The sequence below is a fragment of the Pseudoalteromonas sp. NZS11 genome, from assembly GCF_015864765.1.
Classification (GTDB): domain Bacteria; phylum Pseudomonadota; class Gammaproteobacteria; order Enterobacterales; family Alteromonadaceae; genus Pseudoalteromonas; species Pseudoalteromonas arctica.
In genome coordinates, this window is record NZ_JADYWP010000004.1 from 361,962 (window position 1) to 377,105 (window position 15,144).

General features: G+C 40.2%; 13 protein-coding genes. 5 read left to right on the forward strand and 8 right to left on the reverse strand.

Annotated features, from left to right (window positions below):
- Positions 1-19 precede the first annotated feature (19 nt).
- From I6E82_RS11185 to I6E82_RS11210, 6 genes are read right to left on the reverse strand one after another with little or no spacing between them, the layout of a single operon-like run.
- Entirely contained in the window at positions 20-1,678 is a 1,659-nt protein-coding gene (locus tag I6E82_RS11185) for a BatD family protein (RefSeq protein WP_197117928.1), read from the reverse strand.
- The gene (locus tag I6E82_RS11190) at positions 1,672-3,594 is read right to left on the reverse strand and encodes a VWA domain-containing protein (protein ID WP_197117930.1); all 1,923 of its coding nucleotides are present in this window, start codon (positions 3,592-3,594) and stop codon (positions 1,672-1,674) included. The genes I6E82_RS11185 and I6E82_RS11190 overlap by 7 nt, the downstream gene beginning before the upstream one ends.
- A complete protein-coding gene (locus I6E82_RS11195) occupies positions 3,594-4,580 on the reverse strand; it encodes a vWA domain-containing protein (RefSeq protein WP_024604469.1) in 987 nt (328 codons plus the stop codon). The genes I6E82_RS11190 and I6E82_RS11195 overlap by 1 nt, the downstream gene beginning before the upstream one ends.
- The gene (locus tag I6E82_RS11200; RefSeq protein ID WP_004335624.1) at positions 4,573-5,007 is read right to left on the reverse strand and encodes a DUF4381 domain-containing protein; all 435 of its coding nucleotides are present in this window, start codon (positions 5,005-5,007) and stop codon (positions 4,573-4,575) included. Before I6E82_RS11200 ends, I6E82_RS11195 begins: the two co-directional genes overlap by 8 nt.
- A 2-nt stretch (positions 5,008-5,009) precedes the next feature.
- Positions 5,010-5,954, reverse strand: a complete 945-nt coding sequence (locus I6E82_RS11205) for a DUF58 domain-containing protein (RefSeq protein ID WP_010554656.1) — start codon at positions 5,952-5,954, stop codon at positions 5,010-5,012.
- Positions 5,955-5,957: 3 nt separating this feature from the next.
- Complete coding sequence (locus tag I6E82_RS11210; RefSeq protein WP_004335627.1) at positions 5,958-6,914, reverse strand: AAA family ATPase; 957 nt, start codon at positions 6,912-6,914, stop codon at positions 5,958-5,960.
- A gap of 306 nt (positions 6,915-7,220) precedes the next feature.
- On the opposite strand from I6E82_RS11210, the gene fadI reads away from it, so the two are divergent.
- The 3 genes from fadI (at position 7,221) to I6E82_RS11225 (ending at position 11,321) form a co-directional block, all read left to right on the forward strand.
- A complete protein-coding gene (gene fadI / locus I6E82_RS11215; protein ID WP_004335629.1) occupies positions 7,221-8,531 on the forward strand; it encodes an acetyl-CoA C-acyltransferase FadI in 1,311 nt (436 codons plus the stop codon).
- Positions 8,531-10,738 carry a fatty acid oxidation complex subunit alpha FadJ gene (gene fadJ / locus I6E82_RS11220; protein ID WP_197117932.1) on the forward strand — a complete coding sequence of 736 codons (2,208 nt, stop codon included), beginning with the start codon at positions 8,531-8,533 and terminating at the stop codon, positions 10,736-10,738. The genes fadI and fadJ overlap by 1 nt, the downstream gene beginning before the upstream one ends.
- Positions 10,739-10,811: 73 nt before the next feature.
- Positions 10,812-11,321 carry a GNAT family N-acetyltransferase gene (locus I6E82_RS11225; RefSeq protein ID WP_197117934.1) on the forward strand — a complete coding sequence of 170 codons (510 nt, stop codon included), beginning with the start codon at positions 10,812-10,814 and terminating at the stop codon, positions 11,319-11,321.
- A 36-nt stretch (positions 11,322-11,357) separates the two neighbouring features.
- Here I6E82_RS11225 and I6E82_RS11230 read toward each other — a convergent pair whose 3' ends face one another.
- Positions 11,358-11,744 (reverse strand): MmcQ/YjbR family DNA-binding protein, encoded by a 387-nt coding sequence (locus tag I6E82_RS11230; RefSeq protein WP_007580596.1) that lies wholly within the window; start codon positions 11,742-11,744, stop codon positions 11,358-11,360.
- A 194-nt stretch (positions 11,745-11,938) separates the two neighbouring features.
- Between I6E82_RS11230 and efpL the strand changes: the two genes are divergently transcribed.
- Positions 11,939-12,511, forward strand: coding sequence for an elongation factor P-like protein EfpL (gene efpL / locus I6E82_RS11235; protein ID WP_007580599.1), 573 nt, complete (start codon positions 11,939-11,941; stop codon positions 12,509-12,511).
- A gap of 142 nt (positions 12,512-12,653) precedes the next feature.
- Positions 12,654-12,848 carry a hypothetical protein gene (locus tag I6E82_RS11240; RefSeq protein ID WP_007580601.1) on the forward strand — a complete coding sequence of 65 codons (195 nt, stop codon included), beginning with the start codon at positions 12,654-12,656 and terminating at the stop codon, positions 12,846-12,848.
- Here the strand turns inward: I6E82_RS11240 and I6E82_RS11245 are convergent.
- The gene (locus tag I6E82_RS11245; protein ID WP_007580604.1) at positions 12,845-15,097 is read right to left on the reverse strand and encodes a sensor domain-containing protein; all 2,253 of its coding nucleotides are present in this window, start codon (positions 15,095-15,097) and stop codon (positions 12,845-12,847) included. The genes I6E82_RS11240 and I6E82_RS11245 overlap by 4 nt on opposite strands.
- Positions 15,098-15,144: the final 47 nt, after the last annotated feature.

A 15,144-nucleotide genomic window follows, 5' to 3' on the forward strand; every position in this document is an offset into this window, starting at 1 on the left:
GACCTGAGTATCGTAGTTATTAATCATAAAGGTCTTTTAATACAGCTTGTTGCGACTTTGATGCTTGAGTTTGATAGTTCTCAAGAATTTTAATAATAGCATTAAGATCCGTGTTTGCGCCTTTATTACTATAAAGTTGTGCCTGCAATTGGCTAATGAGGCCATTAAGCTCGCTGCTGTTTACGCGGATGCAAAGCTCATCAATAGCGCCAACATTTTTGTGAGTCACCTTTACAGAAAAACTATTTAATGCGGTGTAAAAAGCTTTCACATCGTGTGTTTTAGCGAGCGTTTTAAGCTCATTTAAGCTCGGCTGAGAAATATCACGGTTGTTTGGTTGTAATTTCTCAGTCGTATTTTTAGTAGAACGGGTCATTAAGTAAAAAATTACAGTACCAATCCATAAAATATACCCTAAAGCGGCAACAACTATTAACCAAAGAGGAGTATCACTTTTAGTTTCAATACGTTGTGTGCTTGTCGCTTCATTCGAAATATTTTCAATAGCAGGTAAATTGTTTGGGTTTGATTGTGGGTTGGCCACGGCGGTATTAGGTGCGGTACTACTTGGCGTTACCGTTATAGTGCGCTTTGGTAATGTAGCTACGCTAATACGGTTCATTTTAGTATTAAACCAAGGCAGCTGTATTTCAGGTAAAGTGTAAGTACCTGGTTTTTGCGGCAGTAATGCATACGATGCAGTTTGCTGCGATACAACGCGTCCGTCACGTACTGCATTGTTATTTTCTTTTTTATCAGGGTAGCTGCGTATGCCATCAATGGTAGGCATAGAGATTTCAGGTAATTGCTCTTTTGTAACCCCAAGCGCAGTAAGTGTAATAGTACGTGTTATAGGCGTACCGACTTCTACGGTGTTGTCGTTAGGTTGCCATTCTTCATCAAGACTAACCAGCTCGCTTGGTAACCATGCACCTTTATAATCACTCGGAATTGGTTTGATTTCTACTTGCTGATCGTCGCCAAGAGCTGATACTTCTAATTGACGATAATTTTGTTGTACTCGTCCTTGAAAAGCGGGGCCTGCAATAGTGTACGCACCACTTTTTTGTGGCTGAATCAAATACTCGCGAGTAATAACAAGGTAGCGTTTACCATCAACAAGCTCATAGCTTTCAGTTTGTTTACCCAATTGGGTTAGCTGAGCATCTTCCATACTTGGTGTGCTTAAGCTGCCATCAAGTAGTTCTTTCGCAAGGTAAAGCTTAATAGTGTAAACACCGGCTTCTTGCACAAATAATGAATTACTTGAGAGCGACGTTTTTAAAAATATTTCGTTATTTTTATCTGCATCAACTGAGCGTTTTGCCACTTTTAATTTAATAGGCTGTGAGGTTAACCCTGCAACGCTAAATGCCGGAATAGTGTAATCGCCCTCTGCACGGGTCATTAATTTAACTGACCACGTGGTTTGTTTATTAATGCTGCCATTAATAATGTTGGTACGAGAACTTAAGCTTGTTGGGCCTACCACAAAGTCTTTTAACAGCGATGAGGTGTCTGGTTGCTCGCCTTTAACTGTATCGTCTACGGATATATTAAGCATAAAAAATTCACCCGCTAAAACAGGGTTTTTATCTACGCTGGCTTCTAATTTGGTGGCAGCCCACGAAGGCATCGCACTTAATAGCAATAAACAGCAAAATAATCGCATTACCATGATTTTTCGACTCCTGTAGGGCGACGTTTATATTGTCTTTTTTGGGCTTCTAATTGCATTTTATTCCGTAATAAAATAGCCGGATCGTCCGGGACTTTTCTAAGTAGTTGATTAAGCTGTTGTGCTTTTTCTTTTTCTTCATTAGTGAGCTCACTTGCTTGGGCTTGCATAGCTTGTTGCTGAGCATTCTGTTTTTGCTCATCAGTAGCAGGTTGCTCACTCATTGTTTGTGGCTTACTTTGTTGCTGCTCGTCTTTAGGTTGGTCAGCGTCTTTATTTTGCCCTTGCTCACTTTGTGGCTGGGCTTGCATATCAGGTTCATTTTGCTTGTCTGATTGCTCGCCAGGCTCACCTTGTTGATCTTTTGATTGTTCAGACTCTTTATCTGATTCTTTATCAGATTTTTCATCGCTTGAGCTTTGACTTTCGTTTTCGCCTTTTTCAGAATCGCTTTTATCACCATTTTGTTGCTTATCCTGTTTTGACTCATCAGAATTTTGCCCTTGGTTTTGCTCATCTTTTTTCTGGCTATCATCTTGGTCTTGAGAGTCGTCGCCGTCGCTTTGCTGATCTTGTTGATTGAGTAATTGTTCAACTAAAGCTTGGTTGTCAGTTGCTTGTGTAAAGTCGTCTTGTAAGGTTTGGGCTTGTTTGTAGGCTTCAATGGCGTCCTCAAGCTTGCCAGCTTTGGCGAGGGCATTACCGTAGTTGTATAAACCGGTAGCCGACTTATCACTACTAAACTCATTAAGTGCAGCATCAAAATCACCTTGCTGGTAAAGCGCCGCGCCTTTTAACTCACTCGATTGAGCCTGTGTTGCTGCATCGTATTCTTTATTTTTGTAAGCCTCTAATGCACGTTGATCTGCATTTTGCAAAAGAGTAGGAAGCTCTACGGCATACGCATTTTGCTGCGGTAAAAAGCTAAAGGCTAAAAAAGCCCCCAGCAAGGCAGCGCGTCTAAATAAATACAAACCAAATGGCAGTAATAACAAGAGTCCGTATATACCTGCATCTATTCGCCAAAGTGCGTGGCTTTGTTTTTCGTCTTTCAATAATTCACTCTGTGCATTTGGGGCAAACGTATTTATGTCGTTATTACTAGGCTGGTAACTAGCAAATTTACCACCACTGCTCGATGCTAAATTTTTAAGCTGACTGGCATTGAGAGTAGGTACTACAATTTGGCCGTATCTGTCTTTCAAAAAACCACCTTCAGGTAACTTAATTGGAGCGCCTTGAGCGGTACCCACGCCATATATATTTAATCTATATTGGGTGTTACTGGTAAAGCTACTCACGTCGCTTTGTTCTTGCTGGTCAATACCGTCGGTCACTAAAATAATGTCGCCATCAATATAACCCGCTTGCGTTAATAGCTCTTTGGCCATATCAAGACCCGCTAAAACGTTTGAGCCTTTGTCTGGCATTATTTCAGGGCTTAAGCTTGGAATTAAATTACTAAGTGTTGTGGCGTCGTTTGTTAGTGGCGATATTATATAGGCTGTGCCTGCGTAAGCTACAAGCGCGGTATCACCTTCTCTAAATAGCTCAATCATATCAAGCGCTTTAAAGCGTGATTGCATTAAACGATTTGGTAAAATATCGGTGCTGTACATTGAGTACGACATATCCATAACAATTACACGGGCACTTTTACTTTGAAATACAGGAACTTGTTTTTTCTCAAAGCTAGGCCCAGCACTAAATAAAATGCCAAGGCTGCAAAACAAAGCAACTAACCAAAGTGGCTGGCTGGCTTTAGTGTTTGCTTCGCTCATAATAAATTGTGCTAAATGCGGTGCAATTAGCTGCTCACTAGTCGTTTTTTTATGCTTAATTAAGGCGACAAAAAATAATGCCACAGCAGGTATGAGTAACCATAAAAGAGCGGGGCGAATAAATTCAAAATCCATTAGTTTGGCTCCTTTAATGCACGCAGTGTACTAAGCATTACTTTTAAGCTAATAAGTAAAATAGCGATAAGTAACGGGTAGTAAAATAATGAGCTTTGTGGGCGAAATGTTTGTTCATCAGCGCTAATAGGTTCAAGTTTATCAAGCTCTGCGTAAATTTGTTGAAGGCCTGCTACATCTTTGGCCCTAAAGTATAATCCGCCAGTTTGCTCGGCAATCTTTTTAAGTAAGCTTTCATCTAAACTACTGCCACTAGAGCCACCCATGTTAAAGAGGCTAAAGCCGCGCGGATTATCTGAGCCAACGCCAATAGTGTACACTTTAATACCTTCTTCGCGAGCTAGCAGTAGTGCATCTTCTGGGTTTAAATTGCCCGCTGTATTTTGTCCGTCAGTTAATAGCACCACAATACGGTTACTTTCATCTTTATTGGCAAAGCGTTTTACCGAAAGACCCAATGCATCACCAATGGCTGTTGCGCGTCCCACTAAACCAATTTGCGCTTCACTGAGCATTTTACTTACTGTTTTAACGTCGCGCGTGAGGGGGGTTTGTAAAAATGCGGTGTCGCCAAATAATATCAGCCCAAGCCTGTCGCCTTGACGCTGCTCTATAAAATCACTGAGTACGGCTTTTACCATGGTAAGGCGGTCAACATATTGGCCATTGTAAGCCATGTCTTGTTCGGTCATCGAGCCTGATAAGTCAACTGCTAACATTATATCGCGCCCTTCATTTGGTAATGAGATTGGCTCATCTAACCATGTTGGATTGGCAGCGGCAGTAACAAGTAATAACCAAATTATCCATTCGAAAGGATTTAAACGTCGTGCGTGTGGCTCAATGCTTTGGCTGGTTAAATTGTGCTTTGCAAAACTGGGTATACGTAAACGCGTACTGGCATTACTTGCCGCGGGTTTTAATAGTAAAAGTAATAAAGGCAAGGGCAGTAATAAAAATAACCATGGCCAGCTAAATTCAAACATTTACTGACTCCTTTATTTTAAATTGCTTAATACCTTGGCGAAATTTTTCGCACAGTGTTGTATCTTTTTGGCTGGGGTTATACAAGCTTAGTATTTCTTGTTCTGTAAAGCTCAAACCGGTAAGCGTATTAAGTGTTGTGCACCATTTAGAGGTAGATTGCGCAGCAAGGCGCTTGTCGTAATATTCAATCACTAAACGTTTTAAAATAATATGCAGTTGCTGAGGATTTTGCTCACTTTGGCTCAATTGTATTGCGTAGCGTTTAGGCTTTTTAAATTTATGTTTTTTGTAAAATATATAAATAGCTGCGCACAGTGCTAAAAACAGCAGTGCAATAATAACCCACCAAGCAGGGGCGAGTGGCCACCAATTAACTTGGCTTGGCGCTATTATATCGTGCAGGCCATCGAGTGGATTGGTTTGCATGGTTATTTTCTCACTAATTGCAGCTCAAGCGGTGTTGCTGCATTGAATGATATTAAATTAAGACCCGATTTAGTTAAGCGATTAAAGCGCGTACTAAATGCTTGCTCAGCATTTTTAGCAAAGCGTTCTCTAAAGCTGTTATCCATTAATGGTAGGGCAAAGTCTTGACCATTTGCATTAACGGTGACTGCTTGCTTAAACGCAGGTAACTGATGCTCAAACGGATCGCTTATGTGGCAACCAATCAGCTCGCAGTGGCGGCTTAATATTTCGAGTTGCTTAAAGCTGGCATCATCCAGAGCATTAAAATCAGACACTAAATACACTAAGCTGCCTGGTTTTGCTAAATGGTTAAGGCGCTTTAGGTTATCGCTAAAGTTGTTAGGGGCTGTTTTATCAATGTTGTTGAGTGCTTGCTGGTGGTTGTCGCATAAATTATGACAAAGCTTAAGCACGGCTTTTTCACGGGCGCTGGGCTTTAGCTCCAAATGCGAGTGCTGATTAAACACAATACCGCCAATTCTATCGCCGCGCTGACACGCCGACCATGCAACAAGAGCGCTTATATGCGCAGCTTGCACCGACTTTAATAGTAACTTTGAACCAAACAGCATTGAGTTAGAAAAATCAGTAAATACAAACACAGGGCGCTCTTTTTCTTCTTGAAAGAGCTTTGTGTGAGTCTCGCCGGTACGCGCAGTAACTCGCCAATCAATAGAGCGAATATCGTCACCTTGCTGATAATGTCGCACTTCGGCAAATTCCATTCCTCGGCCTTTGTGCGGTGCAAGGTATTGCCCTGTTAAGGTGTTTTTTATTTTCACCTTAGGGGCAAGTTCGAGCAATTGCGCTTTGGCTTTGTAATACATCAGCTCTTTGAGTGCTAAATTAACACCGTGGCTATGGCTCTGTTTGAGCCATGCTTGGGATTCTAATTGTTTTTGCATAACTTATGGTACGGCTACAAGTTCAACTATACGGCTTATTACTTGATCTTTAGTAATGCCATCGGCTTGGGCTTCGTAACTTAAAATAATGCGGTGACGCAGTACGTTATGCACAACAGCTTGAATGTCATCAGGTGCTACAAAGTCACGGCCTTGAAGCCATGCATGAGCACGAGCACATTTATCAAGTGCTATTGTTGCACGCGGACTTGCACCAAACTCAATCCAGCTACCTAGTTGCGCATCTAATTTAGCGCCTTCACGGGTGGCAATAATAAGTTGTACTAAATATTGCTCAAGCGGCTCTGCTAAATAAAGGCCTAATATTTCTTTACGAGCTGCAAATAAATCGCTTTGACTAATTTTTTGCATTACTGGTTGTTGCTCGTTAAGCGCTTCGCCACGTGTTAAACGTAGTATATCAAGCTCATGCTCAGCGCCAGGGTAGCCAATACTTAGGTGCAGTAAAAAGCGATCCAGCTGGGCTTCTGGTAACGGGTAAGTCCCTTCTTGCTCTAGCGGGTTTTGTGTTGCCATAACTAAAAATAGTTCGCTAAGCGGATAAGTGTTTTTACCCACGGTCACTTGTCGCTCTGCCATGGCTTCTAATAGTGCTGATTGTACTTTGGCTGGTGCACGGTTAATTTCGTCAGCTAAAATTAGGTTGTGAAAAAGAGGGCCTTTTTCAAATACAAACTCGCTAGTTTGTTGGCGATAAATATCGGTACCTGTTACATCAGCCGGTAATAAGTCTGGCGTAAACTGTACGCGCTGAAACGATCCTTCAATACCTTTAGCAAGTGCATTAACTGCACGTGTTTTTGCAAGCCCAGGAGGGCCTTCTACTAATAAGTGACCATCAGCTAAAATAGCAATAAGTAGCGCTTGTGTAAGCTCTGGCTGGCCAATGATTTGTGTATCTAAGTACGTTTTTAATTGTGAAAATGCGTTAGCTGCCATAATAAGTGGACTGTCCTCGTCAGCTGGGTTTGTACCTAATAGTGTTAGGTGATAAATACTGACCTATTTATAAGGTTTATAATTGGGTAACTCAAGAGTTAGACTGTATTTTTTAAAATAGTTCGTTATTTATTAACGATTTTTAGCGTACCACAAAACTTTGTAAATGCGTCTAAAAAAGCCTATTGTGATAGTCGTAATTAAACACTATTTATATAAATTTGTGTTTATCTATTGGCTTTAGTACACGGGTTGTTTAGAATCGAGGAAAACAAACAGGTCAGACCTGTCAGCGGGAGAGCATAAATGTCTGAGCAAAACATACTAAAAACACCAAAGGGCGACCGTATTGCCATAGTTAGCGGCTTACGTACACCTTTTGCAAAGCAAGCAACAGCGTTTCACCATGTACCTGCACTTGATATGGGTAAATTGGTGGTTAACGAAATGCTTGAACGATTAAATTTCAACAAGTCAGAAATTGATCAACTTGTATTTGGTCAAGTAGTACAAATGCCAGAAGCGCCAAATATTGCACGTGAAATTGTATTGGGCACAGGTATGCCGGTATCGGTTGATGCATATTCTGTATCGCGCGCATGTGCTACCAGCTTTCAGGCTATTGCTAATGTAGCTGAGTCTATTATGGCGGGATCTGTAAGTGTAGGTATTGCAGGTGGCGCAGATTCGTCATCAGTACTGCCAATTGGTGTTAGTAAAAAGCTAGCAGGCAGCTTAGTTGATTTAAATAAAGCGCGTACGCTTGGTCAACGCTTAAAAATATTTTCAAAACTGCGTTTAAAAGATTTATTACCAGTGCCTCCTGCTGTTGCAGAGTACTCAACAGGCCTTTCAATGGGGCAAACTGCTGAGCAAATGGCTAAAACACATAATATTAGCCGTGAAGATCAAGATGCGTTAGCGCATCGTTCTCACTCACTTGCAACGCAAGCATGGGCTGATGGAAAGTTAAAAGATGAAGTAATGACGGCGCATTTACCGCCATATAAAAGCTTTATTTCAGAAGATAACAACATTCGTAAAAACTCAACGGTTGAAGGCTACGCCAAGCTTAAACCTGTTTTTGACCGTCAGCACGGTACTGTTACCGCCGCAAATGCAACACCATTAACTGATGGTGCAGCGGCCGTACTTATGATGAGCGAAAGCAAAGCAAAAGCACTAGGCTATGAAATACTAGGTTACGTACGTAGCTTTGCATTTTCGGCAATTGGTGTAGAAAAAGACATGTTAATGGGCCCAGCTCATTCAACGCCTATTGCACTAGATAGAGCGGGTATTACGCTTGCTGATTTAGATTTAATTGAAATGCACGAAGCGTTTGCATCGCAAACACTTGCCAATATGAAAATGTTTGCTTCAGACAAATTTGCACAAGAGCATTTAGGTCGCAGCAAAGCAATTGGCGAAATTAACATGGATAAGTTTAACGTTAACGGCGGCTCTTTAGCATATGGTCACCCATTTGCAGCAACAGGTGCACGCTTAATTACGCAAAGCTTACACGAGCTTAAACGTCGTGGTGGCGGTTTAGCATTAACAACAGCGTGTGCTGCTGGTGGTTTAGGTGCAGCCTTTGTATTGGAGAGCGCGTAATGACTGATTCAGTATTTAATTTAGCGGTAGATGAAAACAAAATTGCCGTAGTAACGATTGATGTGCCGGGTGAGAAAATGAATACCCTGCGCAGCAGTTTTGCCGATGATTTAAAAGCATTACTAGAAGACGCTAAGTCGCAAAATGTAAAAGGCATGGTATTTATAAGCGGAAAAAGCGATAACTTTATTGCTGGCGCCGATGTAAAAATGCTCGATAGTGTTCAAAAGCGTGAAGATGCATTAGCTATTAGTGAGCTATGTCATCAAGCGTTTTTTGATATGACAAAACTGCCATACACAACAGTAAGTGCGATTCATGGCGCTGCATTAGGTGGTGGTTTAGAGTTTGCTTTAGCATGTGATTACCGTGTTGGTACCGACAGTGATTTAACAAAAATTGGCTTACCAGAAGTACAACTTGGTTTACTTCCTGGTGGCGGCGGCACCCAACGCTTAACTAAAATTGTTGGTATTCAAAAAGCACTAGAGTGGATGCTAACAGGTAAACAAATTCGTCCTACGCAAGCTAAAAAAGCAGGCGTGCTTGATGATTGTGTACCGCACAGTGTGCTGTTAAAAGTTGCAAAAGAATTTGCGACTAAGAAAAAGCCACAAGCAAAAGAGCCAAGGCTCGACAATATTAGTAAATTATTAGAGTCAAACCCGTTTGGTCGTAACTTTATCTTTAAAAAAGCAAAAGAAAACGTACTTAAAAAAACGGGCGGGCACTACCCAGCACCACTAGCTATTATTAAAGCAGTGCGAGCTAGTGTAGAGCTTGATGAGCTAAAAGCGTATAAAACAGAAGCTGAAAGCTTTGCTACACTTGTAATGAGTGACGAATCTAAAGCGCTTCGCGGTATTTTCTTTGCAACCACTGAAATGAAAAAAGAGTGGCGCAATGATGACGCACCCGCAATAAGCAAAACTGCTGTTTTAGGTGGTGGACTAATGGGCGCAGGCATTGCGCACGTAAGTGCTGTTAAAGCTAAAGTACCGGTACGTATTAAAGATGTAGCAGAGCAGGGCATTAGTAATGCAATGAGCTACACCTATAAAATTTTAGACAAGCGCCTTAAGCGTCGTATTATGTCTAAAGCTGATGTGCAGTTAACGATGAACCGTATTACAGGTACAACTGACTACAGTGGCTTTAAACACATTGATTTAGTAATAGAAGCGGTGTTTGAAGATCTTGCACTTAAGCAAGGTATGGTTGCAGACGTAGAGCAGCAATGCCAAGCAAATACAATTTTTGCAAGTAACACGTCATCATTACCAATATCGCAAATTGCAGCGCAGGCAGCACGTCCTGAAAATGTAATTGGCTTGCATTACTTTTCACCAGTGGAAAAAATGCCATTAGTGGAAATTATTCCACACGAAGGTACGTCTCAAGAGACCATTGCCCGCGTTGTTAACTTTGCACGTAAGCAAGGTAAAACGCCAATTGTTGTAAAAGACATGGCCGGTTTTTACGTCAACCGTATTTTAGCGCCTTACTTAAACGAAGCTGCTAACTTAATGTTAGCAGGCGAGCCAATTGAAAAGATTGATGCGGCGCTTGTTGAGTTTGGTTTTCCGGTAGGCCCGCTGGCTCTACTTGATGAAGTAGGTATTGATATTGGCTCTAAAATTGCCCCAATCCTTGAAAAAGAATTAGGCGAGCGTTTTAAAGGCCCTGATGCATTTATGCGTATGATTGATTCAAAACGCCTTGGCCGTAAGTCTGGTCGTGGTTTTTATGAATACGATAAAAAAGGCAAAAAGGTTGATGAGTCAGTTTACGAACTATTGGGTGTTACCCCGGCTCCACGTTTAAACAAGAGCGAAATTGCTAAGCGTTGTGTATCGCAAATGCTTAACGAAGCAGTACGCTGTTTAGATGATGGCATTATTGCCAGCCCACGTGATGGCGATATCGGTGCAATATTTGGTATTGGTTTTCCACCATTTTTAGGTGGCCCGTTTAGCTATATGGATAAATTAGGCGCAAGTAAAATAAGCTCTGATATGTCTACATTAGCTAACAGCGATGCTAACTTTGCACCATGTGAATCACTGGTAACAATGGCAAGCTCTGGTGCTACTTTTTATAACGCAACACATGTTGAGGTTGTAGCTCCTGAAGTACAAAGCACTGAGTCACAAGAGCAAAGTGTAGCTGAGCCTGAAGTTATTAAAGAGATTGAAACGAAAGAATAAAGTTTCTGCTATCTAAAAAAACCGCATTTAAATGCGGTTTTTTTATAGTTTTTATAAATAAATGAGGAGCTTAATGACATTATTTACACAAAGATTGAGCATGTACCAAATGGAAGAATCTGATTGGCCTCTTTTTCTAGCGCTTCATCGCGATCCTCAAGTCCTTAAGTATTGTTTTGATATGCCAATGGAGTCACTGGTAAGAAACCGCTTTGAGATACGCTTGCCTAATTGGAATGCTAAATCACGTCATCCCCTGTGTTTACTCATTATTAATAATCAAACAAAACAACCTGTGGGTGTTACAGGTTTTGCCTATGACGGAGAAACCGCAGAGCTTGGTTATTTATTGTTGCCAGAGTATTTTAATAAAGGCTACGCGACAGAATCCCTAAGAGCTGTGATTGACTGGGCTTGGAAAGAATGTGGTATTAGGCAGTTTAAAGCAGTCGTAACGCGTGGCAATATTGGTTCTGAAAAGGTGCTTGGTAAGTGCGGTTTAACCCATACCGATACACTTTTTAAAGTGCATACAATAGGCGAAAAGTTATATGACGATTTAATTTATACGCTTAAGGTGTAGGGTTTTAATGGGCTAGTAGCCTAGCCCAAAAAGTGTTTACAAGTGAAGTGAAATAGCTTTTCGGTCTTTTTCTGGCATGTTTTCTACGACTAAATTAAATGAGTTATCAATCATTCTCTCAATTTCACCTTGTGGAATTGTGCCGTCTAAAATTACTGTGTTCCATAAGCGTTTATTCATATGGTAACCAGGGATCACTGCCGGGAAAATATCACGCAATGATATTGCTTCATCAGGATCGCACTTTAAGTTAAGCCACCAAATAACCTCACCATCATCATTAGTTTGACCGTCATTGCCAATAGCAAGAGTCGCAAACATTTTATGATTCACTTTATATACATCAACCTCTTGCGCAAATGGTTTTGTAACCTGAACAAGTGGTTTTTTAACTAAATACTCATGTACTTTTTTCTGGTCCATGATCCATTCCTTGAAGTCATACTCGGTAAAGCTACCATAGCAGTTTTTTTCACATTTGATTATATGTATTTTAGTATAAATTAAAATTTTACAAGCTAATACAACATGTAGCGTAAAACCAACGTAATTTTAGTTGAACAAAATCCAGTTCGTGGTATGTTTCTGGCAATCAAAAAAATAATAGGAATTCACACATGCCAAAGGCGAGTGATGTTAAAAAAGGTACTGCTATTGACTTCAATGGCCGCGTTTTAGTTGTAAAAGATATTGTGCGCTCTGTGCCGCAAGGTCGTGCTGGTGGTAGTTTATACCGTATGCGTTTATACGATGTGGTAACCGGTGGTAAAGTTGACGAAACATTCAAAGACAGTGACATGCTAACGCTGGCTGATTTAACACGCCGTGAAGTAATGCTATCGTACATTGATGGTGACGAGTATGTGTTCATGGATAATGAAGATTACACGCCTTATAACTTAAGCAAAGATGCTATTAGCGAAGAAATTTTATTTGTTAATGAAGAAACACAAGGCGTACACGTAATTGTTATTGATGGCGCGCCAGTAGGGCTTGATTTACCGTCAAGTGTTGAACTTGTTGTTGAAGAAACAGACCCATCTATTAAAGGTGCATCTGCGAGTGCTCGTTCAAAACCTGCACGTATGTCTACTGGCTTAAATATTTCTGTGCCAGAGCATATTTCAACAGGTGACCGTATCCGTATTAATACTGTTGAACACAAATTTATGGGTCGTGCTGAAAAGTAACCCTTAAATTATAATTTTAAAAGCCGAACCTGTATTTAACAGCTTCGGCTTTTTTGTGCGCGCGGGGGATTTGTTGCTTTAAATTTAATCACGTTAGCGTTAGAATAAGCGCCGTATTTTTGAGCAACTTTAAAGGGTAATTTTGTTTATAGTTTTACTAAGCAGTGCATTTATAGCTTTAATGTATTTAGAAGCCATTAAAAAAGGTATGCCAATTAAGCGATGGCTTATTTTAGGCGGTTTACTTGGCCCTGTGGCCTGGTGCTTGTTTAATCTACATTATCGTCGTGCTTTAGTAAGAAATGTAGGTATAAATGCATGTATATGGCGCCCTTAATTTATTGACGCCACATTTTTATTTTTTCTAATTAAGCTTGGGGCTGCTTTAGTTTGTTGCTGCTTTAAAAATTCAGTAAATTCACTTTTTGATAGTGGCTTAGAATAGTAATAACCTTGTACTGTTTCGCAATTAAGCTTTTTAAGTATATCAATTTGATGAGCTTGTTCTACACCTTCAGCAACTACATGCAAATCAAGGTTATGCGCAATAGTGACTATTGAGTCGACCATATTACGCCCACGTTCGTTGGTCATGTCATCTATAAATGCTTTATCTACTTTAAGTGTATTAAGCGGAAATTGCTTTAAATACGCTAATGATGAATAACCAGTACCAAAATCATCCATTGCTAAATGAATACCTCGGGCACTTAACGAACGCATAATTGCAATGGCTTCTTTAGGGTCGTCCATTACAGTACCTTCTGTTATTTCAAGCTCTAAAAAGTAAGAAGGTAATTCGTTTTTTTGCAAAATAACGTCAATACGAGAAGTTAAATCGGGGAGGCTAAATTGCTTTGCTGATAAGTTGACAGCTACTCGGCCGCTAAATAAACCGCTATCTAGCCATTCTTTTACGTCTCTGCAGGCTTTGTTTAATACCACTTCACCAATTTCAATTATTTGGCCCGTTTCCTCGGCTATGGGTATAAACACGCCTGGGCTAATAATACCTTTTTTGGGTGTAATAAAGCGTACTAATGCTTCCATTCCGGTTAGCTTGCCTGTGCGAATATTCATTTTTGGTTGGTAGTACACTTCAAAATGATCTTCTTTTAAACCAAAGCGCATAAGGTTTTCTATTTGCAGTCGTTTAACGGCTTGGCGATTCATCGTGTCGTTAAAAAATAGGTAGCTGTTACCTTTCTTTTTAGCATGATACATCGCGGTATCTGCATTTTTTAGGAGCAGTTCAGGCGTATTACCGTCTTCTGGAAATAATACAATGCCTACACTTGAGGTGATTGCCAGTTCGTGGCCAGCCATTTTAAATGGTGTAGCAATGGCTGCTAAAAACTGTTTTGCCATACGTGTAATTACATGTATGTCGTTAGTGTCAGACATTACAAGAGCAAACTCATCGCCGCCTAAACGATAAAATACATCATTTTCGCGGGTTAGTTTATTTAAGCGCATTGCTAATTTAGCTAATAAGCTGTCACCTAGTTGATGCCCTAACGAGTCATTTATTTTTTTAAAGTTATCTAAATCGAATACAAGCAAGGCGTGATGCGAGTTGAGCTTTACTAGCTTTTGCAAATCAGTAAAAAATAAATTTCGGTTAGGCAGACTAGTTGTGCGATCTCGATTCGATAAGTTATGTAACTGCGATTCGGCTTTTTTACGCTCTGTTAAATCTGAATAAACAACGACATAATTAGTTATTTGATTTTGATCGTTTTTAATTTCATCTATCGATATTTCTATAGGCAATAAAACACGCTCACTATTACGAAGCTTCACTTCTTGTTGGATATGTTCGCGCTCTTTTACTATTTCAATAATTCTGTTTGTGTAGCTTGGCTCATACCCAGATAGGTTGAAATCTTTTCCTAAGTATTGCTCGCGTACGCCACCAAACAAGGTTAAAAAACTCGGGTTTATATCAACCAGTTTAAAGTTTTTATCGTAAATTGCTAAGGCGTCAGTGAGTGATTCAACACATTTAGCAAAAAGGTTTAAGCGCTCTTCCGTTGATTTTAACTGTGATATATCGCGAACGGTACCTGTCATTCTAAGGGGTGATAAGTTGGCGTCTTTTTCAATTATTTTTCCGCGATCGAGTACCCAATGCCAACGACCAAATGTATCTTTGATTCGGTAGGTGGCTTCAAAAAAAGCAGACTGCTCTGCAAAGTGTACTTTTAACAAGTGCTCAACGTTATTAATATCGTGAGGGTGAATAAGGCCTTTGTTTGGCGGAAACCCCATTAAGGTAGTCGAATCCATTAAGTACTTATCGTTAATACGAATAACTTCGCCTGTTTTTATGTTCCAGTCCCAAAGTGTATCGCCGCTACCTTCTACAGTACTTTTAAGGCGTTTTTCCGAAAGACGGAGTTGACGGCGTGAGCGTCTAAGTTTGTGGATTACAAATAACAGGTAGGGCAAAGCAAGCGCTATAATGGCGCTTGCTAGTATAAGTATATTGTCGGAGTTGTAATTAAATGATGACTCAAAGGCAAAAAGCTCAAATGAGTAAGCAAGTACTACAAGCATGCTTAGTTTTATTATTATTTTTATCATTTTTTTATTACTTCTAATTTACAAATGATAATTTAAAACAAGCTAAA